The 21,334-nt window shown below is 66.6% G+C and carries 20 protein-coding genes; 13 read left to right on the top strand and 7 right to left on the bottom strand.

Annotated elements, in window-relative coordinates; translation table 11 throughout:
• Nucleotides 1-11: 11 nt before the first annotated feature.
• Both SB751_RS26605 and SB751_RS26610 read right to left on the bottom strand, forming a co-directional pair.
• Nucleotides 12-803, bottom strand: a complete 792-nt coding sequence (locus SB751_RS26605; protein WP_144197776.1) for an anti-sigma factor family protein — start codon at nt 801-803, stop codon at nt 12-14.
• On the bottom strand, nt 800-1,318 hold the full coding sequence (locus SB751_RS26610; protein WP_144197777.1) for a sigma-70 family RNA polymerase sigma factor: 519 nt from the start codon (nt 1,316-1,318) through the stop codon (nt 800-802). Before SB751_RS26610 ends, SB751_RS26605 begins: the two co-directional genes overlap by 4 nt.
• A gap of 273 nt (nt 1,319-1,591) precedes the next feature.
• Here SB751_RS26610 and SB751_RS26615 point away from each other — a divergent pair, with 273 nt between their 5' ends.
• From SB751_RS26615 to SB751_RS26625, 3 genes are all read left to right on the top strand, one after another.
• Complete coding sequence (locus tag SB751_RS26615) at nt 1,592-2,164, top strand: hypothetical protein (protein WP_144197835.1); 573 nt, start codon at nt 1,592-1,594, stop codon at nt 2,162-2,164.
• Between the two features lie 28 nt (nt 2,165-2,192).
• On the top strand, nt 2,193-2,396 hold the full coding sequence (locus tag SB751_RS26620) for a CsbD family protein (protein WP_092293408.1): 204 nt from the start codon (nt 2,193-2,195) through the stop codon (nt 2,394-2,396).
• 247 nt (nt 2,397-2,643) lie between these two features.
• Nucleotides 2,644-4,080 (top strand): ATP-binding protein, encoded by a 1,437-nt coding sequence (locus tag SB751_RS26625; RefSeq protein ID WP_410748726.1) that lies wholly within the window; start codon nt 2,644-2,646, stop codon nt 4,078-4,080.
• A 23-nt stretch (nt 4,081-4,103) separates the two neighbouring features.
• Here the strand turns inward: SB751_RS26625 and SB751_RS26630 are convergent, their stop codons facing one another.
• Nucleotides 4,104-4,601: an acyl-CoA thioesterase gene (locus SB751_RS26630; protein WP_144197779.1), complete on the bottom strand. Its 498-nt coding sequence runs from the start codon at nt 4,599-4,601 to the stop codon at nt 4,104-4,106.
• 228 nt (nt 4,602-4,829) lie between these two features.
• Here SB751_RS26630 and SB751_RS26635 point away from each other — a divergent pair, with 228 nt between their 5' ends.
• The 5 genes from SB751_RS26635 (at nt 4,830) to SB751_RS26655 (ending at nt 10,345) form a co-directional block, all read left to right on the top strand.
• Nucleotides 4,830-5,582, top strand: a complete 753-nt coding sequence (locus SB751_RS26635) for a GntR family transcriptional regulator (RefSeq protein ID WP_144197780.1) — start codon at nt 4,830-4,832, stop codon at nt 5,580-5,582.
• Between the two features lie 70 nt (nt 5,583-5,652).
• Nucleotides 5,653-7,197 (top strand): acetolactate synthase large subunit, encoded by a 1,545-nt coding sequence (locus tag SB751_RS26640; RefSeq protein WP_144197836.1) that lies wholly within the window; start codon nt 5,653-5,655, stop codon nt 7,195-7,197.
• Nucleotides 7,198-7,216: 19 nt separating this feature from the next.
• Nucleotides 7,217-7,633 (top strand): Zn-ribbon domain-containing OB-fold protein, encoded by a 417-nt coding sequence (locus SB751_RS26645; protein ID WP_144197781.1) that lies wholly within the window; start codon nt 7,217-7,219, stop codon nt 7,631-7,633.
• A 3-nt stretch (nt 7,634-7,636) separates the two neighbouring features.
• Nucleotides 7,637-8,815, top strand: a complete 1,179-nt coding sequence (locus SB751_RS26650; RefSeq protein ID WP_144197782.1) for a thiolase — start codon at nt 7,637-7,639, stop codon at nt 8,813-8,815.
• A 108-nt stretch (nt 8,816-8,923) separates the two neighbouring features.
• Nucleotides 8,924-10,345: a DUF1996 domain-containing protein gene (locus SB751_RS26655; protein WP_144197783.1), complete on the top strand. Its 1,422-nt coding sequence runs from the start codon at nt 8,924-8,926 to the stop codon at nt 10,343-10,345.
• 24 nt (nt 10,346-10,369) lie between these two features.
• Here the strand turns inward: SB751_RS26655 and SB751_RS26660 are convergent, their stop codons facing one another.
• Genes SB751_RS26660 through SB751_RS26670 form a run of 3 tightly spaced genes read right to left on the bottom strand, consistent with a single transcriptional unit; the run spans nt 10,370 to nt 13,824 of the window.
• Nucleotides 10,370-11,242, bottom strand: a complete 873-nt coding sequence (locus SB751_RS26660; RefSeq protein WP_211943480.1) for a MaoC family dehydratase N-terminal domain-containing protein — start codon at nt 11,240-11,242, stop codon at nt 10,370-10,372.
• 13 nt (nt 11,243-11,255) lie between these two features.
• Complete coding sequence (locus tag SB751_RS26665; protein ID WP_144197785.1) at nt 11,256-12,638, bottom strand: MmgE/PrpD family protein; 1,383 nt, start codon at nt 12,636-12,638, stop codon at nt 11,256-11,258.
• A 16-nt stretch (nt 12,639-12,654) separates the two neighbouring features.
• The gene (locus SB751_RS26670; protein ID WP_144197786.1) at nt 12,655-13,824 is read right to left on the bottom strand and encodes an acyl-CoA dehydrogenase family protein; all 1,170 of its coding nucleotides are present in this window, start codon (nt 13,822-13,824) and stop codon (nt 12,655-12,657) included.
• Nucleotides 13,825-14,104: 280 nt separating this feature from the next.
• On the opposite strand from SB751_RS26670, the gene SB751_RS26675 reads away from it, so the two are divergent.
• The gene (locus SB751_RS26675; RefSeq protein ID WP_144197787.1) at nt 14,105-15,133 is read left to right on the top strand and encodes a tripartite tricarboxylate transporter substrate binding protein BugD; all 1,029 of its coding nucleotides are present in this window, start codon (nt 14,105-14,107) and stop codon (nt 15,131-15,133) included.
• Nucleotides 15,134-15,169: 36 nt separating this feature from the next.
• Here SB751_RS26675 and SB751_RS26680 read toward each other — a convergent pair whose 3' ends face one another.
• Nucleotides 15,170-16,072 (bottom strand): LysR substrate-binding domain-containing protein, encoded by a 903-nt coding sequence (locus SB751_RS26680; RefSeq protein ID WP_144197788.1) that lies wholly within the window; start codon nt 16,070-16,072, stop codon nt 15,170-15,172.
• A gap of 146 nt (nt 16,073-16,218) precedes the next feature.
• Between SB751_RS26680 and SB751_RS26685 the strand changes: the two genes are divergently transcribed.
• The 4 genes from SB751_RS26685 to SB751_RS26700 all read left to right on the top strand — a co-directional run bounded on the left by SB751_RS26685 (nt 16,219) and on the right by SB751_RS26700 (nt 21,327).
• A complete protein-coding gene (locus SB751_RS26685; protein ID WP_144197789.1) occupies nt 16,219-17,133 on the top strand; it encodes an SDR family NAD(P)-dependent oxidoreductase in 915 nt (304 codons plus the stop codon).
• 306 nt (nt 17,134-17,439) lie between these two features.
• Nucleotides 17,440-17,586 carry a hypothetical protein gene (locus tag SB751_RS26690; RefSeq protein ID WP_186296829.1) on the top strand — a complete coding sequence of 49 codons (147 nt, stop codon included), beginning with the start codon at nt 17,440-17,442 and terminating at the stop codon, nt 17,584-17,586.
• Between the two features lie 468 nt (nt 17,587-18,054).
• Nucleotides 18,055-19,977 carry a PrkA family serine protein kinase gene (locus SB751_RS26695; RefSeq protein WP_144197791.1) on the top strand — a complete coding sequence of 641 codons (1,923 nt, stop codon included), beginning with the start codon at nt 18,055-18,057 and terminating at the stop codon, nt 19,975-19,977.
• A 72-nt stretch (nt 19,978-20,049) separates the two neighbouring features.
• On the top strand, nt 20,050-21,327 hold the full coding sequence (locus SB751_RS26700) for a YeaH/YhbH family protein (RefSeq protein WP_144197792.1): 1,278 nt from the start codon (nt 20,050-20,052) through the stop codon (nt 21,325-21,327).
• The last annotated feature ends 7 nt before the right edge of the window (nt 21,328-21,334 follow it).

Here is a 21,334-nt window from a genome sequence, read left to right on the forward strand (position 1 = left end):
GCAGTACTTATTTAGGTGGCATCGCGGCGTGACGGCTCGATCGCCTGCTGCAGGGTGCGCGTCACCGGCGTATCGGTGGGGCTGACCACGGCATAGGAATAGCGGCCCTGCCGCCAGTACTGCGCCAGCAGGTTGCCGTCCTGCCGGTTGCCGTTGCCAAAGCGCAGCAGGTTGCCCGGCGGCCGCACGTAATAGACGATGGTCTGGCCCTGGTTGTTGCGGTACAGGACCATTGCCGCCGTGCCCTGCTCGGTCGGCATCAGCCGCCCGCCGGCGGGCCGGAAGCCGTACTGGGTGAAATCGGGCAGCGGGGCGGGCTGGACGAAGTGACGGTCAAGCCAGGACTGGAGCGCGCGCGGATCGGTCGCGCTTACATCCACCACCTGCGGGCCCTCGCTGGCCGCGAACATGCGGTAGGCCTGCACGGCATCGGCCATCGGCAGGTAGTTCTGGCGCATGGCGATTTCGCGGGTCTGCCAGCCGCCCATGCCGCCAATGCCGAGCGCCATCACCAGCGAGGCGGCCACGGCCATGCGCCGCTGCGTGCGGTCGCGCAGGGTGCGGCGGATGCGGAAGGGGTCGAGCCGCGCGGGGGTGTCCGCCGGAGACGGCTCCGGCAGGCTCGCGCGCAGTTGCTGGGCGGCGGCCCGGATTGCGTCGATCTGGCGGGCGAGGTCCGGGTGCGTGGGCAGCAGCGCGTCGATCTGGGCGCGGCGCGGGGCGTCGAGTTCGCCATCCACATAGGCATGGAGTTCGGCGTCGGCGGGCAGCAGGGAGTGTTGGGTCGTCTTCTGGAGGGTCATTTCAGGACCTGGACGGGGGGACGGGCGGGTTGGCCCTCGGTCATGTCGCGCATGGCTTTGCGGGCGCGCGACAGCCTGGACATGATGGTGCCGATGGCCACGCCCAGCGTATCGGCAGCCTCCTGGTAAGTCAGGCCCTCCACGGTGACCAGCGTGAGCAGCGCGCGCTGCTCGGCCGGCAGGTGGTTGAAGGCCTGCAGCGCGGAGCGGGCCAGCACCACGTCCTCGGTGGAGGGCGCCATGTCGGCATCGTCACCCACGCCGAACAGCGCCAGCACGCCGGCGTAGCGCTTGGCGCGGCGCTGGCCATCGAGGAACTGGCGGTACAAGATTGTGAACAACCATGCGCGCAGGTCGCCGTCGTGGTGGCGGGCGGCGCCGCGCGACAGCGCGCGCTCCAGGCACGCCTGCACCAGGTCGTCGGCGCTTGCCTCGTGCCGGGTCAGCGTGAGGGCGAAGCGCCGCAGGCGGGGAATGACTTCGCGCAGGGCGTCGTCGGTCAGGGTCTGGCTCATGGCGAAATTCCGGGAAGTGCTTGTACCGCTCGCAGCGTAAGACGAACGGCGCGGGCGCTTATTCCCTCGGTGCCCGACTTTATTCCATTGCCACTGAACAAAAATGTGAAGTGTGGGAATTGTCTTACGTACATTTCAGCAGCGGTCTTCTGCTTTGATCTGGTGGGGAAACGTAACCTGCAAGTACAGCGTGGCCATGACGCGGCGAGCAGGAAGCGGCGTGTGGCCCGAACAGGGTTCCATAGGATCCACCAAGAAAAGGAGCACGACATGATGACCAAAAAGTGGCTTGCCGCAGCAATGTGTTCGATGGTATTTGCCGCCCCGGCAGGCTTTGCCTACGCCCAGGCCGGCTCCAAAGCCGACTACGACGCCGCCGTGAAGCAGGCGGATGCGGACTACAAGGCGGCCAGCAGCAAGTGCGACGGCCTCAAGGACAACGCCAAGGACGTCTGCAAGGCCGAAGCCAAGCGTGACCGCGACGTGGCCAAGGCCAACGCCGAAGCCAAGCGCGACGGCACCGACAAGGCCCACGCCAAGGCCATGAAGACCAAGGCCGACCGTGACTACGACGTCGCCAAGGAAATGTGCGACGACAAGAAGGGCAACGACAAGGACGTGTGCGTGAAGGAAGCCAAGGCTGCCCACGAACGCAGCCTGGGCGCCGCCAAGACCGAGAAGGCCGCCGCCACGGGCACCAGCACCGACGTAGCCGAAGCCCGCGCCGACGCCAAGAAGGACACCATGGACGCCGCCTACAAGGCTGACAAGGAAAAGTGCGATGCGATGTCCGGCGATGCCAAGGACAAGTGCCAGGCCAACGTGAAGGCCAAGTACGCCAAGTAATCAGTCAGATAGCAACCAGGAGCCAGACATGAATTGGGACCAGATCGAAGGCAAGTGGGAACAGGCCAAGGGCAAGGTCAAGGAAAAGTGGGGCCAGCTGACCGATGACGACCTCACGGTCATCAACGGCAAGCGTGACCAGCTCGCCGGCCGCATCCAGGAGCGCTATGGCTACACCAAGGAGCGCACCGAGGAAGAACTGAAGGCCTGGGAACGCGACACGCGCTGGTAAGCGTAAGCCAGCGCGGGGCCGGCAGCGATGCCGGTGGCCATTCTGCACGGCGGGACTATCAGTCCCGCCGTTTCTGTTTCCGCGCAAAGCTGCCCGATAACACCATTCCCCTTCGGTGGGGCAGGGCCGCAACCGTTGCGAATTCAGCGCGGCTTAGGTCTGAATACAGCCAATTTTAGTGCGGACAGATCGCGCACGCCGTACCATGGCGGTCCCTCCTGCTGCGCCGCGCGCATCGCGGCTGTGCATGTACGCGATCCTTCCCGCCTTCGTTTCCGCGATCTTCCTTGGGTATGGGCTCTATGTGCTCGTGACCCAGGGCGTGACACGCGTGTCGGCCGCGTTCTTCCTGATGTGCGTGACCACTTTCGCGTGGCAGGGCACCTGGGCGTTCCTGTTCCAGGCCACGCACCCGGACGTGGCAGTGGTGCTCGCCAAGGTCGGCTACCTGTTCATCCTGTTCCTGCCGACCACGTTCTACCAGTTCATTTGCGAGGTCACCGAGTGCCGCCGCGAGCGGCCCGCCGTGCTGGCCTCGTACGGGCTGAGCCTGATCCTCGCCGTGCTGCTGTTGACCACGAGCCAGGTGGTGTCCGGCTACTACACCCTGTTTTTTGGCGATTATCCGAAGGTCGGGCCGCTGCATCCGCTGCATGTGGCGCAGACCGCGGTGCTGGCGTGCCGGTGCGCATGGCTGCTCTGGGCGGCGCGCGCCAATGCCACGGTGGAGCGCCGCCGCCGCTTCAACCTGTGCCTGCTGAGCCTGGGCCTCTATTCGCTGGCCGCGGTCGACTACGCGGTCAACTACGGCTACGCGTTCTATCCGCCGGGCGTGGTGTGCATCGCGCTGAGCCTGGGCATCCTCGCCGTGACCGTGGTGCGCTACAACCTCATGCACCCGTACTCGCTGGCGGCCACGGTGGCGCACGAGGTGCGCACGCCGCTGGCCACCATCCGCATGCAGGCGCAGGAGATGGCGCGGACCTTCCCGCAGATCATCGAGGGCTACCAGCTTGCCGTGGCGCACGGGCTGGTCGAAGACCGCCTGCGGCCCGGGCAACTCGCGCGCATGGCCACGGTGGTGGAGGGCATCACGCGTGAGGTGGACGGCACCAGCACGGTCATCGACATGGCGCTGGCCTCCGTCACGCTGGAGCGCGTGGACCGGCGCAGCTTTGCCCCGCACGGGCTGGCCGCCTGCGTGGACGCGGCGCTGGCGCGCTACCCGTTCCAGCCCGGCGAGCGCGAGCGCGTGCGCCTGGCGCCGATGCCTGCCGGCTGGCGCTTCGTGGGCTCGGACACGCTGCTGGTCTACGTGCTGTTCAACCTGCTGAAGAACGGCCTCTACGCCGTGCGCGTGCAGGGTGAGGGCGGGATCGAGATCTCGGCCGAGGCCGTGGGCGGCTTCTACCTGCTGCGCTGCCGCGATACGGGCTCCGGCATTCCCGCTGATGTGCTGCCGCGCATCTTCGACCCGTTTTTCTCGACCAAGGCCCACGGAAGCGGCAACGGCCTCGGGCTGGCCTTCTGCCGCCGCGTGGCCGAGGCGTTTGGCGGGCGTATCGACTGCGAGTCCGTGCCGGGCGTGCACACCACCTTCACGCTGCGGCTGCCGCGCTTCCACCCCACGGCGGAGCAGCCGGACCAGCCGGACGGCCCCCTCCCCACGCGCGCCACCGGCTGAACCAGCCGGCGGCGCGCGACCCATCAGTTAGTCAGCGGCGGCAGCACCAGCTCGTACTCCTTCACCTTTTCGATGATTTCCTTCGGGAAGCGCGTGATGCGCTTGTCCCGGCCCGCGAACACGATCTGCTGGTAGCCCAGCGACACCGGCCGCCCCTCCACGCAGAAGCGGAACAGCAGGTAGGCCGAGCACTGGCGCACCTGGAAGGTGTTCAGGTAGCAGTCCACACGCTGGAACGGGAAGGTTTCCTCCACGTACTCCTGGTGGGCGCGCTTGGTCACGAACACGCCGCCGGCGGCCAGCAGGTTGCCGTGGATGCATTCGTGGAACCAGCGCTCGCGGCAGATGCCCTGCCATTCGAAGTACCGGGCGAAGTAAGTGTTCATGAACGCATTCGAATCCTTGAGATAGATGTCGATGGCATGGTGGAAGGTCTTTTGAGGCGGGGTCTCCAGTACGTACTGGCCAAGCAGGGCCGTACCGCGGTTCAGCACTTGCGGGATCACGTCTCGCATCAACATGGAATGACTCCTTTAGATGGCTGCAAAGCGGCAGCCACGCCCGCCCCGGCGTCGCGCGGGGCATGGAGGCATTCTGCGGGGCTTTGGCAGTGGCCATGGGCGGGACGTGGAGGGGTAAACACACGCGAAACCGGCTCTGGATAAGGGCTCTGCCGTAAACCCTAGTAGTCTAGCCAACTAGACTTTTATAAAGTCGCCCTATCTTATTAGTGCGCCCCCGCGCTGCGCATGTCCGACGCCGCCGCCCAACTTCTTTCCCGCAGCCGCGAGCCTGTCTATCTCCAGCTCGCCACGATCTTCCGCCGGCAGATCGAGAGCGGCGCATGGCGGCCCGGTGAGCAGATTCCGTCACTCGAAGCACTTTGCCGCGAATATGGCGTGGCGCGCATGACGATGCACCACGCCATCTCCCAGCTGGATGCCGAAGGGCTGGTCGCGCGCTCGCGCGGGCGCGGCACCTTCGTCAAGGCGGCGGGCCGTGACCGCCGCCCGCTGGCACTGCCCACAAGCTGGGATCAGGCCGTGGCCGTGGGAGACCGCCTGTCCACCGAGGCCATCGTCGAATCCACCGCAGACGTGCCGCTACCGGATGACCTCGGCATGCCGTGCGACGGCCGCCGCGCCGCCGCCTATCACTTCCTGCATCGCGCCCATCGGCTGGACGGCCGGCCGTTTGCCGTAGGCGAGGTCTATATCGAAGCGGCGGTGTTTGCACGCGAGCCGGAGGCGTTCCGCCAGGGCGCCTCGGTGCCGGTGCTGGACCGCTTTCCCGGCCTGCAGGTCTCGGCGGCACGCCAGCGCCTGTCCATCGTGGCCGCCGGCGGCGATGCGGCCAAGGCGCTGGAGCTGCCGGTTGGCGCGCCGGTGGCCGAGTTGCGCCGCTTCGCCTGCGTGGACGATGTGATCGTGTACTACGCGCGGATCGAGTTCCCGACGGAATTCGTCTGCCTTGATTTCGACCTGCTGGCATCACGTGGCTGATGCGGCACATCCCTCAGACCCACCTAATCACCCGAACGGAACCCGAGACATGGAGACGACCCAATCCCCGATGAACGGCGCGGAAAGCCTGGTCAAGACGCTGCTGGCCTGCGGCGTGGACACCTGCTTCGCCAACCCTGGCACCAGCGAGATGCACTTCGTGGCCGCGCTGGACCGCATTCCCGGCATGCGCTGCGTGCTGGGTTTGTTCGAGGGGGTGGTGACCGGTGCCGCCGACGGCTACGCCCGCATGGCCGACAAGCCGGCCGCCACGCTGCTGCACTGCGGCCCGGGGCTGGCGAATGGATTGGCGAATCTCCATAACGCACGGCGCGCGCAAACGCCCATCGTCAACATCATTGGCGATCAGGCGACCTACCACCGGCCGCTCGATGCGCCGCTGACCGCCGATACCGAAGGCTGGGCGCGTCCGGTGTCCGTGTGGACGCGCACCGCCACCCGTGCCGCCTCGGTGGGCGCTGACGCCGCCGTGGCGGTGCAGGCCGCACGCGGCGCGCCGGGCGGTGTCGCCAGCCTGATCCTGCCGTCCGATGTGTGCTGGGATGCCGGCGGACAGGTGGCCGCGCCGCTGCCGGCGCTCCCGGTGCCCAAGGTCTCGCCGGACGCCGTGCAGAACGCCGCGCGCGTGCTGCGCAGCGGCCAGCCCACGCTGATCGTGCTGGCCGGCAGCGCGCTGCGCGAAGCCGCGCTGGCTGACGCCCACCGCATCGCCGCCGCCACGGACGCCCGCCTGATCACGCCGATGTCCAACGCCCGCGTCACGCGTGGCCGGGGCCGGCTGGCGATCGACCGCATTCCCTATTCGGGCGATGCCGCCCGCGCCAAGCTCGCCGGCATCCGCAACGTGATCCTGGTGGGCGCGCCGGCGCCGGTGACGTTTTTCGCCTACCCGGGCCAGTCGCCGCGCCCGTACCCCGAGGACGCCAATATCCATGTGCTGGCCCGCGCTGAGGAAGATCTTGCCGAGGCGCTGGCCCGGCTGGCCGACGAACTGGGCGCCCGCAACGCCGCGCTGCCGGCTGCCGCCACGCAGGTGCCGCGCGAGACCGCCAAGGGCGCCGTGACCTCCGAGGCCGTGGCGCAGACGCTGGCCGCGCTGCTGCCGGAGCAGGCCGTGGTGGTGGAGGAGAGCGTGAGCTTTGGCCGCGCGTTCTATCCGGGCACCGTGCACGCCGCCCCGCACGACTGGCTGCAGCTGACCGGCGGTGCGATCGGCGCCGGCCTGCCGCTGGCCACCGGCGCCGCCATCGCCGCGCCCGACCGCCGCGTGGTGGCCCTGCAGGCCGATGGCTCGGGCATGTACACGCTGCAATCGCTGTGGACCATGGCGCGCGAGAAGCTCGACGTCACCATCGTGCTGCTGGCCAACCGCAAGTACGCGATCCTGCTGGGCGAGCTGGCCGGCGTGGGCGCCAACCCGGGCAAGACCGCGCTCGACATGCTCGACCTCGGCAACCCGGACCTGGACTGGGTCAAGATGGCCAACGGCATGGGCGTGGAGGCCGCGCGCGCGGACAACATGGAGACCTTTGCCGATCTCTTCGCGATGGCCAACCAGCGCAAGGGCCCGTTCCTGATCGAACTCGTGATCTGACCTGCCTTCCGGAGACCCCATGCCGCAATCCACTCCTGCCGTGACCGATCCCGGTCCGGACAAGCAGTACGCCGAGGCGCTGGCCGCCGGCCAGTTCCGCATCCAGCTTTGCCAGGACTGCCATCGCCATGTCTTCTATCCGCGCAATATCTGCCCGCACTGCGGCGGCGACGCGCTGGCCTGGACCGCGCCTGCCGGCACCGGCACGGTCTACTCGACCAGCGTGGTGCGCCGCAAGCCCGATGCGGGTGGCGACTACAACGTGGTGCTGGTAGACCTGGACGAAGGCGTGCGCATGATGAGCCGGGTCGAGGGCATCGCCCCGGCCGATGTGCGCATCGGCATGCGCGTCAAGGCGCGTGTGGCGCGCGTGGCGCCGGAAAAGAGCGATACCGAACCGGCGCTGGTCGTGTTCGATCTGGTTGGGGAGGGCTGAACCATGGCAAGCAACGGATCGCACCTGCGCGGCGGCGTGGCCATTGTCGGCGTGGGCCAGGCGGGCCTCGGCGAAGCCCATGGCAAGACCGAGATGGAAATCCTCGTGGAGGCGGCCAAGGCGGCCGTGAAGGATGCGGGGATGTCGATGCGCGACATCGACGGCATCGCCACGGCCAGCGTCGGCGCCACCATGTGGGTCATGCCGGTGGCGGAGTACCTCGGCATCCAGCCGAAGTTCGTGGACAGCACGATGATTGGCGGCTCGAGCTTCGTCTCGCACATGCTGCCGGCGATGATGGCGCTGGAAGCCGGCCTCTGCGACGCCGTGCTGGTCTGCTACGGCAGCAACCAGCGCACGTCCACGGTGGGCCGGGCTGGCATCGGCAAGGTGCGCGCCGTGCTGGACCCGCAGCCGTACGAGAACCCCTACCAGCCGCTGGCGCCGATCACCTCCTACGCGCTGGCTGCCGCGCGCCACATGCACCAGTACGGCACCACGCGCACGCAGCTGGCCGAGGTGGCCGTGGCCGCGCGCCAGTGGGCGCGCATGAACCCCGAGGCGATGATGCGCGACCCGCTCTCCATCGAGGACGTGCTGGGCGCCCGCATGGTGTCCGACCCGCTCTCGGTGCGCGACTGCTGCCTGGTGACCGATGGCGCCGGCGCCTACGTGATGGTGCGGGCCGACCGTGCGAAGGCGCTGGCCAAGCCGCCAGTGTACGTGCTCGGCAACGCCACGGCCACCTGGCATCGGCAGATCTCGTCGATGCCGGACGTGACGGTGACGGCGGCGCAGGAAAGCGGCGCCCGGGCCTTCGCGATGGCGGGCCTCAAGCCGTCCGACGTGGACGTGCTCGAACTCTACGACGCCTTCACGATCAACACGATCCTGTTCCTCGAGGACCTGGGCTTCTGCGCCAAGGGCGAGGGCGGGGCGTTCGTCAGCGGCGGGGCCATCGCCCCGGGCGGGCGGCTGCCCGTGAACACCAACGGCGGCGGCCTGTCGTGCGTGCATCCGGGCATGTACGGCATGTTCATCACCATCGAGGCGGTGCGGCAGTTGCGCGGCGAGTGCGGCGAACGGCAGGTGGCGGGGGCGGAGATCGCGCTCGTGCACGGCAACGGCGGGACCTTGTCCAGCCAATCCACCGCGCTGCTGGGCACGGCGGCGGCGCTCTGACCTACATCCCTCACCACACGCGGTGAGGGATGACCCATCATCGTCCATTGTCCTGCAAGGATCGTGGCGGGAACATCCTTCGCATCCACACAGCGAGGGGGTTCCATCATGAAAAGTCGCCTGTATTACTCGATCGCGGTGCTCTGCGGGGGCCTGCTGGTGGCCGCCGTATGGTTAGGCGCCCCGAGTGCGCGCGGCGAGGCGGTTGGCGAGGGTGCCGCCAACGTCAGTTGCAGGTACTCGCACCGCCTGCCCGACGATCCGATCATCTATCCCGGCAAGCCGGGGATCGCGATGTCGCATGACTTCTTCGGCCATACCACCACCGACGGCAACACCACGGCGGAAGACCTGTACACGGAGCACAGCTCCACCTGCGAGAACGCGGCGGACAACACGGCCTACTGGGCGCCTTCGCTGATGCTGCCGGATGGACGCGTGGTGGCGCCCGGATATCACAAGACCTATTACCAGAACCGGGCCTTCCCGGCGAACACGCACCGGCGGGTCACGGTGATTCCGCCCGGGCTCCAGATGCTGGCCGGCGATCACCGGGGCTCGGGGCCCAGCGTGGCGGTCAATTTCCTCTGCACGGGGTCGAAGCGGGGCTACACGCGCACGCCGCCGAACGATTGCGTACCGGACGCGAACGGCAACGTCCAGCTGAACATCGCGCTGGCGTTTCCGAACTGCTGGGACGGCGTGCACTTGCATCCGTTCCGCAGCGGGCGGAACAACATCGCCTATGCCAATTCCGACGGGACCTGCCCGGCGGACTATCCGGTGCCGCTGCCGCACCTGAGCTTCAATCTCGCCTACCAGATCGGCGCCGTGACGGACCTGACGAACGCGCAGCTTTCGATGGACCCGACGCTGGACGACAACGGTAACGTGGTAAGCCTGAACTGGGGCTCGCTGTACACGGCCCATGCCGATTTCTTCAACGGCTGGACCGAAGACGCGATGCGCTACATGGTTGAATACTGCATGAACCTCGGCCGGTCCTGCAGCAGCACCGTGGCCTATGCATTCACCCAGGTCACCGCGGACGCCACGGTGCGCGGCGGCGAAACCGCGAACGACAACTTCGGGCAGGCGGACTCGCTGTTTACCCAGCGCGCGGTCGGCAGCGAGCCGGAATCGAAGATCTACATCATGTTTCCGATTCCGAAGGGCGCCCTGGAGATCCCGCCCGAGTTCACGCCGCAGTACCGGCTGCTGATCTGGGGCGGCGGCGTGGATGCCACGGCCATCATCAGTGCGCACAGCACGACGACCAACTGGCACGAGGACCATATCAACTCCCATAACGCGCCGACTTGCGGCGGCACATCGGCCACGCTGTACCTGGATACCTACAAGCAGTACCGGTACTTCAACGTCACGAATCTGGTCAAGACGGCCATTGCCGCCGGCGAGGACACGGTGTCGTTCTGCATCCGGGGCAACTCGTCCGGCAACGCGTTCAAGTTCGACAGCAAGGAGGGCGCGTACGGCGCCATCCTGTACCTCTACGCGGTGAACTCCTGACCGTGCTGCCGCCGCGCCCCGGCGTCAGCGCGCCACCTCGGCCCAGGCCTGCATGGCCTGGCCGCCGGCATCGTCGCCGGTCCACAGGATGACGCGGCCATCGCGCGCCGGGTCGTCCTGCCCGCCCACGCTGACCGTGTCCTGGTGGAACAGCGGTGCCACGCCACGGAAGCCGAAGCGCGCCACCCGGGCCTCAGGCCGGGCGTGCCGCAGCAGTTCCAGCATCAGCATGGCCTGCAGCGGGCCGTGGACGATCAGCCCCGGATAGCCTTCCACCTCACGCACGTAGTCCAGGTCGTAATGGATGCGGTGCCCGTTGAATGTCAGCGCCGAGAAGCGGAACAGCATGACCGGATCGGCCCGCAGCGTGCGGCCAAACTGCGCCGTGTCGGGATGGACGACAAGGCGCGGGCGCGGCGGCTGGGGGGCACCGCGCTCGGGCATGGCGCGATAGACGATGTCGTGCCGCTCGGTCAGCGCGGTCTCGCCGCCCACCGTCAGCACGTGCTCCACCGTCACGAACCAGAGTTCGCCGGTGCGGCCGGACTTGTGCTGCACATCGGTGATGGTGGAGGTCTTGGTTACCGTGTCGCCCACGCGCAGGCCGCGCGAGAACGTCAGTTCGCCGCCGGCCCACATGCGGCGCGGCAGCGGCACGGGCGGCAGGAAGCCGCCCAGCGCGGGATGGCCATCGGCGCCAAGATCGCGCTGCGGGGCGCGCGGCAGGAAGTAGAGCCAGTGCCATAGCGGCGGCAGGGGCTGGCTGGCGACGGCCTCGCCATCGAGGTCCAGCGTGGCGGCCAGTGCGAGGACCGGTTCGGGCGCGAGGGTCTCGGTGCGCGTCTCCGAGCGGCCGATCCATTCGCGCAGTTGTTCGAGCGTGGGGGTCTGGGTCATGGGTTGTTTCCTATCAGCGGGCGAACGGCAGCCAGTCGCGCACGTCCGCCGCCTGTTCGAGTTGCCAGACGCGCGCGATGATGGTGCGCATCTCGGCTTCCGTGGCGCCGTGCCGGAACGCGGCGAGCTGGATCGCCTTGGCCTCCAGTTCCGGGCGCGACAGCGTGTTGTCCGGGTCACCCTTGGGCACGTCCACGCGGGCGCCTAGCGTGCGGCCATCGGTGGTGCGCACGGTCACGCGGCCAATCCACTGGCGCGGATAGGCGGCGTTGATCTCGTCGTCCAGCTCCATGGTGACCTTCTCGCGGAACGCGGCCACCTCGGCGTCGCGCAGCGCGTGCTCCTCGAACTCGCCCAGGCCCGCATGGGCGTACCACGCGACCAGCCCGAGTACGGTGCCCATCGAGAACTTGGCCTGATGGATGGTGCGTGGGTCCACCACGGGGCCGAGCACGTCGATGGCGCCCTGGTGTACGTGGGCGGTGACGGCGGCGATGTCGCCGGCGCGCAGGCCATCGCGCTGCATCAGCGCCTTGAGCGCGTCGGCGGCGGGGTGCGTGTGGCGGCAAGAGGCGAAGAACTTGAACGAGGTCTCGGCCGTGGCCCAGCGCGTGCCCAGGCCATCGGTCAGGGCGGCGGGGTTGGCATCGCTCGACATGCCGGCAGCCATGCCCTGCGCCCCTTCGAGGATCTGCCGGGCGCCGGTAAAGCCCGCGCGGGCGAGCCAGGCCGACTGGAGCCCGTCGGCGGCGGCCTTGGCCGTGTGCAGTTGCTTGGAGTCGGCGGCGTCGCGCAGGAATTCCCACAGGCCGGCGGCCTGCGTGCCGGCGGTGCCGAGCGCCTGGTTGATGCCTTCCGCATCCAGGCCGAACAGCTTGGCCACCGCCGCAGCGGCGGCCAGCGTGCCGACCGTGCCTGTGGTGTGGAAGACCCGGTAGTGCGAGCGGCCCATGAATTCGCCGATGCGGATACCGGCCTCGTAGCCGGCGATGCTGGCCAGCAGCACCTCGGCGCCGGTCTTGCCCTCGGCCTGCGCGGCGGCCACCACGGCCGGGAATACCACGGCGGCCGGGTGCAGGACCGAGCCGTTATGCACATCGTCCTGTTCCACCACGTGGGACGAGGCGCCGTTGATCAGCGCGGCGAAGTAGGGCGAGGTGCGGCGCCGGTCGACAAAGACCTCGGCGTCGCCGTCCTGCGGCCCCATCGCGGCGGCGAATTCCTGGATGCGGCGCACGGCGGGCGCGTCCTTGCCGGCGATGGCGGACGCCATCCAGTCGAGAAACAGGTCCTTGGTGCGCTCGATGACCGGCGCGGGGACGTCGTCGAGCGTCAGGCGGGCCAGGAAGTCGCAAAGCTGGCGCGTCGGATATTGCGGTGCGGCTTGGTCGGACATGGGAATCTCGGCAATCTCAATAGGAACGGGGCAGGTCCAGCACGTGTTCGGCCACGTAGGACAGGATCAGGTTGGTCGAGATCGGCGCCACCTGGTACAGGCGCGTCTCGCGGAACTTGCGCTCGATGTCGTATTCGGCCGCAAAGCCGAAGCCGCCGTGGGTCTGGAGGCAGACGTTGGCGGCCTCCCACGAGGCATCGGCGGCCAGCAGCTTGGCGATGTTGGCCTCCTTGCCGCAGGGCTTGCCGGCGTCGAACAGCTGCGCGGCCTTGTAGCGCATCAGGCTGGCCGCCTCCACGTTGACGAACGAGCGGGCGATGGGGAACTGCACGCCCTGGTTCTGGCCGATGGGGCGGTCGAAGACGATGCGCTCGCGCGCATAGCTGCTGGCGCGCTCGACGAACCAGTAGCCGTCGCCGATGCACTCGGCGGCAATCAGGATGCGCTCGGCGTTCAGGCCGTCGAGGATGTACTTGAGCCCACGGCCTTCCTCGCCGATCAGGTTCTCTGCGGGGATCTCCAGGTTGTCGAAGAACAGCTCGTTGGTCTCGTGGTTGACCATGTTGCGGATCGGCTGGACGGTCAGGCCCTTGCCGATGGCCTCGCGCAGGTCCACCACGAACACGGACAGGCCCTCCGACTTCTTCTTCACCTGGTCCAGCGGCGTGGTGCGCGCCAGCAGCAGCATCAGGTCGGAATGCTGCACGCGCGAAATCCACACTTTCTGGCCGTTGACGATGTATTTGTCGCCCTGGCGCACGGCGGTGGTCTTGAGTTTGGTGGTGTCCGTGCCGGTGGTGGGCTCGGTCACGGCCATCGACTGCATGCGCAGCTCGCCGGAGGCGATGCCCGGCAGCCAGCGCTGCTTCTGGGCCTCGGAGCCATGGCGCAGCAGGCAGCCCATGACGTACATCTGGCCGTGGCAGGCGCCCGAGTTGCCGCCGCTGCGGTTGATTTCCTCCATGATCACCGACGCCGCCGTCAGCGGCAGGCCGGAGCCGCCGTAGGCTTCGGGAATCAGCGCGGAGAGCCAGCCGGCCTGCGTCAGCGCCTGGACGAAGGTCTCCGGAAACGCGTTCTGCTCCTCCACCCGCTGCCAGTAGGCGGAATCGAAGCCTGCGCAGAGGTCACGCACGGCTTCGCGGATTTCCGGGTAAATCTGGTCTTGGTCCTGTTCGGGAAGCATGGCAATGTCGTCTGTGTCGAAGTGTGGCCATTATTCCCGAGGGGCTGCGCCGGGGACATTCGGATTTGCCGAAGCGAGGCTTTGGGGCGGGGCCGGGGGGGGGAGATCCGGCCCGGCCGGTCCGGGGGGGCGGGGGTCATTAGGGGGAACCCTTGTACTTCACGGGCGCCGTGCTCCGCCTTCGGCAAATCGGAATTGTGCCGCGCGGCGATTGCTTCCACGCTGCGGCCATCGATTCTCAAACCAGACGCGTGCAACACGCGCACCCAGGAGACGCCGTATGAAATCATCCAGGCCGAAGTCCGCCGTGATCGCCCATCATTGCCGAAACGTGCTGTGGGCTGCACTTGGCATGGCCGCCGCCGTGGCCCTGACCCTGCCCGGACGCAGCCACGCGGCAGACCCGTATCCGTCCCGGCCCATCACCATGGTGGTGCCGTTCGCGGCGGGTGGTCCTACGGATGTGGTGGCACGCTCGGTGGCGGCGGCGATGTCGAAGTCGCTGGGCCAGAGCGTGGTGGTGGAAAACCGCCTCGGGGCAGGCGGCACGGTGTCCGCGGCCTACGTGGCCAAGGCCGCGCCGGACGGCTACACGATCCTGATCCATCACAACGGCATGGCCACGGCGCCGGCGCTGTACTCCAAGCTGCCGTACAAGCCGCTGACGGACTTCAGCTTCGTCGGCCAGGTGGCGGACGTGCCGATGACGCTGCTGGGCCGGCACGACCTGCCGCCCAATACGCTGCCGGAGCTGATTACCTATATCAAGCAGAACCAGAGCAAGGTGAACCTGGCGAACGCCGGGCTGGGCGCGGTGTCGCAGCTATGCGGCATGCTGTTCCAGAAGGCCATCGGCGTGGACTTGCAGACGATTCCGTACCAGGGCACCGCGCCGGCGCTGACGGCGCTGCTGGGCGGGCAGGTGGATGTGCTCTGCGACCAGACCACGCAGACGCTGCCGCATATCAAGGCGGAGAAGGTGAAGCTGTATGGCGTGACCACGACCGAGCGCATTCCCGCGCTGCCGAATACCCCCACGCTGCGCGAGGGCGGGCTGAAGGGCTTTGAGGTCAAGGTCTGGCACGGCATCTACGCGCCCAAGGGCACCCCGCCGGCGGTGATCGACAAGCTCAACGGCGCGCTGCGTGCCGGCCTGAAGGACCCGGCGGTGGTGGCGCGGCTCCAGGAACTCGGCGCGGTGATCGTGCCGGCGGACAAGCAGACGCCCGAGGGGCTGCGCACCTGGCTGGCTGCGGAGATCGACAAGTGGTCGCCGATCATCAAGGAAGCCGGGGTGAAGGCTGACTGAAGGCTAACTCGCCCCCAGGGCGGCGGCGGGAGGCGGCTAGACCGGCTCCCGCGCTGCTTCCACCAGATACTGGATCAGCGTTTCGGCGAACTGGGGCAGTTCGCGCCCGGGCCGGCGCACGAGCCGCAGCTCGCGGCGCGCCCAGTCGTCCTCCAGACGGATGAAGCGCAGGACCTTGCGGCTGGCATAGCGGCGCGCGCAGCTGTTCGGCACGATGGCGATGCCAGCGCCGGCTTCCACCATCCGGCACACCGCGTCGAAGCTGCCCACCTGGATCCGCAGGCTGATGCGCTTGCCCATGCCGTTGGCAATCCGGTCCAGGAAGGACTGGATCGCCGAGAACTGGTTCAGCCCGACGAAGCGGCAGCTATCGAGCAGATCGGCGAAATGCAGCGTCTTGAAGGCCGGCAGCGGATGGTTGACCGGGGCGATCACGATCAGTTCGTCGCTGCAGAGCTGCATCGCGTCCAGGTCCTGGGTGGCTACCTCGCCGGCCACGATGCCCAGGTCGGCCGCGCCAGCGCCAATCGCGGAGACGATTTCGGCGGACAGGTGCTCCTCCAGTTCGACATCGACATCGGGGTTCTCGGACAGGAAGCGCGACAGCGCCGTGGCCAGGAAGGAGTTGGTGGCCGTGGTGTTGGCCAGCAGCCGGACGCGCCCCTTCACGCCCTTGGCGTAGGGCCGCAAGTCGGAATGCATGCACTCCAGCTCGCGGAATACCTCCCGCGCGTGGCGCAGCAGGGCATCGCCGGCCGGCGTCAGGCGCACGCCTTTTACCTGCCGGATCAGCAACTGGGTCTGGAACGCCTCCTCCAGCTGCTTGATGCGCGTGCTGGCGGCGGGCAGGGAAAGGAAGCTGCGTTCGGCCGCCCGCGTCAGGTTCTCGGTCTCCCCCACGTTGAGGAAGAGGCGCAGGTCGGTCAAATCGTAGTGCATGGTTTCGTTCGTGCCAAAGGCCACTTTTGTGATTTGTGAATTCCAAAGTCAGCGCCGACAATCTATCGTATCTTGCGCCGCAATAAAACGGGGATGTTCCCCGGATCGGCGGCGATGGCGCCCCAGCGCGCAACAGGAGCGAGACGATGAGCGGTTTGATGGCAGGCAAGGTGGTGATTGTGACGGGCGCGGGCGGCGGGATCGGGCGAGGGATCGCCCTCGGCATGGCGGCGGCCGGTGCCAAGGTGGTGGCCAACGACCTGGGCGTGAGCATGACCGGCGAGGGCGGCGACGCCGGCCCGGCCGAGCGCGTGGCGGCGGAGATCCGAGCGGCGGGCGGCGAGGCCGTGGCCAACACCGACAGCGTGTCCGGCTGGAGTTCGGCCAATGCCATCGTGCAATGCGCGCTGGACCACTTTGGCCGCATCGACGCGGTGGTCAACAACGCCGGCAACCTGCGCGACCGCATGTTCTTCAAGATGAACGAGGAGGAGTGGCGCTCCGTCATCGACGTGCACCTGAACGGCACGTTCTATGTCAGCCGCGCGGCGGCCAACTACTTCAAGGACCAGGAGAGCGGGGCGTTCGTGCACATGACGTCCACCTCGGGCCTGATCGGCAACCTCGGCCAGGCCAACTATTCGGCGGCGAAGCTCGGCATCGCGGCGCTCTCGAAGTCCATCGCGCTGGACATGGCCCGCTTCAACGTGCGTTCGAACTGCATCGCACCATTCGCCTGGAGCCGCATGACCAGCTCGATTCCGTCCGAGACGCCGGAAGAGAAAGCCCGCGTGGCCCGGCTGCAGAAGATGGAGGCGGGCAAGATCTCGCCCGTGGCCGTGTTCCTGGCCAGCGACGCCGCGCGCGAGGTCAACGCCCAGATCTTCGCCGTGCGCGCCAACGAGATCATGCTGATGAGCCAGCCGCGCCCGGTGCGCTCGGTGCATACCAGCGAGGGCTGGACGCCGGAGACCGTGGCGGAGATCGCCATGCCGGCCATGCGCGGCAGCTTCTTCCCGCTCGAGCGCTCGCCCGACGTCATCAACTGGGACCCGATCTGATCCCGCATTGATCCCGTATTGATCCCGTATTGATCCCCGCACGTGTGATCGTGCGGGCGCTCGCCGCAACGATTGCTGCGATGCAAAACGCAACGCCCCCATCGTGGCACGCAAAGTGCTCATCCCGTCCCGTAGCGGCACAGGCCCGCACTGCGCGCACTTGCGCGGTGCGTGGCGCGGGCGGGGGCCGGGAGCAAACGCAATGTCGGTGCATGGGCGCGGTTCGGGCGTGGGATTCGGCGCGGGGCTCGGCGTGGGGTGCAAGTCCAATTGGCACTCGGAGGCCGACACTGCTGACGGCGCGTCATGAATCGTCGCGCGGCAACTTGCCGCAGTGAAAACACCGACGCGCGCGTGGTCATCGTCGTCACGCGCACGATGGTCGAAAGACATGTCATGGAGGCAGCCGTGCAAGCCGGCCGTCGTGCGGTGGTGGTCACGCATTGCGCATGACGTCATGCATGAATCGTTCGTTTGCACGATGGCGGATGGCCGCGTGCGGCTTCATAGTGAAGGCATTCTGTGGCAGCGATGTCGGTGCATGACCGACAGACGTGTCAGACGTTACTGGATTCGATACATCGTTACACACGGCGTTGTGCACTTCACGCCGGAAAGGTGTAAGGTGTGTCACAAGCATGGTCAATGGCCCGTCGCAGCGGGATGAGAACAGCGAGGGATTCGTGCAGTGCGAAACGCGAAGCAGGTTGTGTTGCATTGCGTGTCGCAAGGAACGAACGGGACGTGCGTAACACGTCAACTCCGTCCTCATGAACGCCGTTATTTGACTATGATGAAGTAAAGACTTCGCAACATGGCAACTCCGCCAGGCCGGGGTGGTGGAACGCAAAATTGCCGCGAATGTCTTAGGGGAGTCAAACTGCCTTCGCCTCGGACGTGGGACTCTGACGGGAGTGAGGTATGGACATTTTTGGCCACTACGCCACGCGCTTCGAAGCACGCAAGGAAGAGGAATACAGCATCCAGGAGTACCTGGAGATCTGCAAGAAGGATCCTACTGCCTACGCGACTGCTGCCGAACGCATGCTCGCCGCAATCGGACAGCCTGAACTGGTGGATACCCACCACGATCCTCGACTGTCCCGACTGTTCTTCAACAAGGTTATCCGGGTCTACCCGGCCTTCCGCGACTTCTACGGAATGGAAGACACGATCGAGCAGATCGTCTCTTTCTTCAAGCACGCGGCGCAGGGCCTTGAGGAACGCAAGCAGATTCTGTATCTGCTGGGCCCCCCGGGCGGCGGCAAGTCGTCTCTCGCGGAAAAGCTCAAGGCGCTGATGGAAGAGATTCCCATCTATGCGCTGAAGGGCTCCCCCATCCATGAATCGCCGCTCGGGCTGTTCTCGGCCGATGAAGACGGCAAGATCATGGAGGAGGACTATGGCATTCCGGTGCGCTACCTGAATACCATTCCCTCGCCGTGGGCGGTCAAGCGCCTGCACGAGTTCAACGGCGACATCACCAAGTTCCGCGTGGTCAAGCTCAGGCCATCGGTGCTGTCGCAGATCGCGATTTCCAAGACGGAGCCTGGCGATGAAAACAACCAGGATATCTCCTCGCTGGTCGGCAAGGTCGACATTCGCAAACTGGAGGATTTCCCGCAGGACGATCCGGATGCCTATTCCTATTCCGGCGGACTTTGCCTGGCCAACCGAGGCCTGCTCGAGTTCGTGGAAATGTTCAAGGCGCCCATCAAGGTCCTGCACCCGTTGCTGACCGCCACGCAGGAAGGCAACTACAAGGGTACGGAAGGCTTCGGCGCGATTCCGTTCGATGGCGTCATCCTTGCCCACTCGAACGAGGCGGAATGGCAGACATTCAAGGCTGACAAGAACAACGAGGCATTCCTCGACCGGATCTATATCGTGAAGGTGCCGTACTGCCTGCGCGTGTCGGACGAGGTCAAGATCTACGACAAGCTGCTGCGCAGCAGTTCGCTCTCGGCGGCACCCAACGCCCCGAACACGCTCAAGATGATGGCGCAGTTCGCGGTGCTCACGCGGATCAAGGAGCCGGAGAACTCGAACGTATTCTCGAAGATGCGTGTCTATGACGGCGAAAGCCTCAAGGACGTGGACCCGAAGGCGAAGTCGTACCAGGAATACCGCGACTACGCCGGCATCGACGAGGGCATGAACGGGCTGTCCACGCGCTTCGCGTTCAAGGTGTTGTCCAAGGTGTTCAACTTCGACAATACCGAGGTCGCGGCCAACCCGGTGCACCTGCTCTATGTGCTCGAGCAGCAGATCGAGCGCGAGCAGTTCCCGCCGGAGCAGGAGGCCAAGCTGCTCTCGTACATCAAGGAGTACCTCACCACGCCGTTCGTGGAGTTCATCGGCAAGGAGATCCAGACCGCCTACCTGGAGTCGTATTCCGAGTACGGCCAGAACATCTTCGACCGTTACGTGGTGTTCGCCGACCTGTGGATCCAGGACCAGGAGTACCGCGATCCGAACACCGGCGAGATCCTCGATCGCAACGCGCTGAACGATGAACTCGAGAAGGTGGAGAAGCCGGCTGGGATCTCGAACCCGAAGGACTTCCGCAACGAGATCGTCAACTTCGTGCTGCGGGCGCGCGCCAACAACGGTGGCAAGAACCCGGTCTGGACCAGCTACGAGAAGCTGCGGATGGTGATCGAGAAGCGCATGTTCTCCACCACGGAGGACCTGCTGCCGGTGATCTCGTTCAACGCGAAATCGACGCGGGAGGACCAGGACAAGCACGAGAACTTCGTCAACCGGATGGTGGAGAAAGGGTACACGCCGAAGCAGGTTCGACTACTGGTGGAGTGGTATCTGCGCGTCAGGAAATCGTCGTAACAGCAACCGGACGCGGTCTCCTTCATCCACGCGACCTGGCGGTTGCGGCTTATCAAGGCGGGCGGACGGCTTATGGCTACGGTCATCGATCGGCGCGAAAACGGCGGCAACAAGAGTGCCGTCAACCAGCAACGCTTCATCAAGCGATACCGCGAGCAGATCCGGCAAGCGGTGGCGAAGGCGGTGTCCGGCCGGAAGATCATGGACATCGAGCAGAGCGGGCAGGTGTCCATTCCGGTCAAGGACATCACCGAGCCGATTTTTCATCACGGCCAGGGCGGCAAGCGTGAGTGGATTCACCCCGGCAACAAGAAGTTCGTCCGGGGTGACAGCTTCGATCGCCAGCAGCAGGGCAGTGGTGGCGGCGGCTCGCGGGCCAGCGACAGCGGCGAGGGCGAGGACGATTTCGTCTTCACGCTGTCGCGCGAGGACTTCCTGAATTTCTTCTTCGAGGACATGGCGCTGCCAGACCTGGCCAAGCGCCACCTTGCCAAGATTGCCGAGGTGCGCAAGGTGCGTGCCGGGTTTTCCATCGACGGGACACCATCGAATCTCTCCATCCTGCGTACGATGCGCAGTTCGCTCGGGCGCCGGATCGCGCTGTCGAGCCCGTACCAGAAGCGGCTGCGCGAGCTGGAAATCGCCTACAGCGAGGAGATCGAGCAGAACGGCCCGTATACGGACACGGCGGTGGAGATGATGGAGAAGATGCGGCACCTGCGCGCCTGCGTGGACCGCGTGCCCTTCATTGAGAAGCTCGACCTGCGCTACAACAACCGCGTGCTCAAGAAGCGCCCACAGGCCCAGGCGGTGATGTTTTGCCTGATGGACGTGTCCGGCTCGATGGACGAGAGCCGCAAGGACCTCGCCAAGCGCTTCTTCATGCTGCTGTACCTGTTCCTGAAGCGCAACTACGAGCGGATTGACGTGGTGTTCATCCGTCACCATACGGTGGCCAAGGAAGTGGATGAGGAAGACTTCTTCCATTCGCGCGAATCGGGCGGCACGGTGGTGTCCAGCGCGCTCAAGCTGATGGTCGAGGTGATTCACGACCGCTATCCGGCGAGCCAGTGGAACATCTACTGTGCGCAGGCCTCCGACGGCGATAACTGGGCGGGGGACTCCGAACTGTGCGGCCGGCTGCTGCGCGAATCGATCCTGCCACTGGTGCAGTACTACGCCTACGTGGAGGTGGCATCCGAGGAGCCGCAGAACCTGTGGGAGGAATATCTCACGGTGAAGAACCAGTTCGAGCACTTCGCGATGCAGCGCATCATCGGTGCCGACGAGATCTACCCGGTGCTGCACGATCTCTTCCAGAAGCGGGCCGCCTGGCCCGGTGGCAGGTAGCGGCGCG

This window comes from Cupriavidus sp. SIMBA_020 (assembly GCF_046535395.1).
GTDB classification, from domain to species: Bacteria; Pseudomonadota; Gammaproteobacteria; order Burkholderiales; family Burkholderiaceae; genus Cupriavidus; species Cupriavidus campinensis.

Bases quoted from the DNA above. Each gene is read 5' to 3' on its own strand.
- SB751_RS26605 (WP_144197776.1), bottom strand. From the start codon at position 803: ATGACCCTCCAGAAGACGACCCAACACTCCCTGCTGCCCGCCGACGCC.
- SB751_RS26610 (WP_144197777.1), bottom strand. From the start codon at position 1,318: ATGAGCCAGACCCTGACCGACGACGCCCTGCGCGAAGTCATTCCCCGC.
- SB751_RS26615 (WP_144197835.1), top strand. From the start codon at position 1,592: ATGACCAAAAAGTGGCTTGCCGCAGCAATGTGTTCGATGGTATTTGCC.
- SB751_RS26620 (WP_092293408.1), top strand. From the start codon at position 2,193: ATGAATTGGGACCAGATCGAAGGCAAGTGGGAACAGGCCAAGGGCAAG.
- SB751_RS26625 (WP_410748726.1), top strand. From the start codon at position 2,644: ATGTACGCGATCCTTCCCGCCTTCGTTTCCGCGATCTTCCTTGGGTAT.
- SB751_RS26630 (WP_144197779.1), bottom strand. From the start codon at position 4,601: ATGTTGATGCGAGACGTGATCCCGCAAGTGCTGAACCGCGGTACGGCC.
- SB751_RS26635 (WP_144197780.1), top strand. From the start codon at position 4,830: ATGTCCGACGCCGCCGCCCAACTTCTTTCCCGCAGCCGCGAGCCTGTC.
- SB751_RS26640 (WP_144197836.1), top strand. From the start codon at position 5,653: ATGAACGGCGCGGAAAGCCTGGTCAAGACGCTGCTGGCCTGCGGCGTG.
- SB751_RS26645 (WP_144197781.1), top strand. From the start codon at position 7,217: ATGCCGCAATCCACTCCTGCCGTGACCGATCCCGGTCCGGACAAGCAG.
- SB751_RS26650 (WP_144197782.1), top strand. From the start codon at position 7,637: ATGGCAAGCAACGGATCGCACCTGCGCGGCGGCGTGGCCATTGTCGGC.
- SB751_RS26655 (WP_144197783.1), top strand. From the start codon at position 8,924: ATGAAAAGTCGCCTGTATTACTCGATCGCGGTGCTCTGCGGGGGCCTG.
- SB751_RS26660 (WP_211943480.1), bottom strand. From the start codon at position 11,242: ATGACCCAGACCCCCACGCTCGAACAACTGCGCGAATGGATCGGCCGC.
- SB751_RS26665 (WP_144197785.1), bottom strand. From the start codon at position 12,638: ATGTCCGACCAAGCCGCACCGCAATATCCGACGCGCCAGCTTTGCGAC.
- SB751_RS26670 (WP_144197786.1), bottom strand. From the start codon at position 13,824: ATGCTTCCCGAACAGGACCAAGACCAGATTTACCCGGAAATCCGCGAA.
- SB751_RS26675 (WP_144197787.1), top strand. From the start codon at position 14,105: ATGAAATCATCCAGGCCGAAGTCCGCCGTGATCGCCCATCATTGCCGA.
- SB751_RS26680 (WP_144197788.1), bottom strand. From the start codon at position 16,072: ATGCACTACGATTTGACCGACCTGCGCCTCTTCCTCAACGTGGGGGAG.
- SB751_RS26685 (WP_144197789.1), top strand. From the start codon at position 16,219: ATGAGCGGTTTGATGGCAGGCAAGGTGGTGATTGTGACGGGCGCGGGC.
- SB751_RS26690 (WP_186296829.1), top strand. From the start codon at position 17,440: ATGAATCGTCGCGCGGCAACTTGCCGCAGTGAAAACACCGACGCGCGC.
- SB751_RS26695 (WP_144197791.1), top strand. From the start codon at position 18,055: ATGGACATTTTTGGCCACTACGCCACGCGCTTCGAAGCACGCAAGGAA.
- SB751_RS26700 (WP_144197792.1), top strand. From the start codon at position 20,050: ATGGCTACGGTCATCGATCGGCGCGAAAACGGCGGCAACAAGAGTGCC.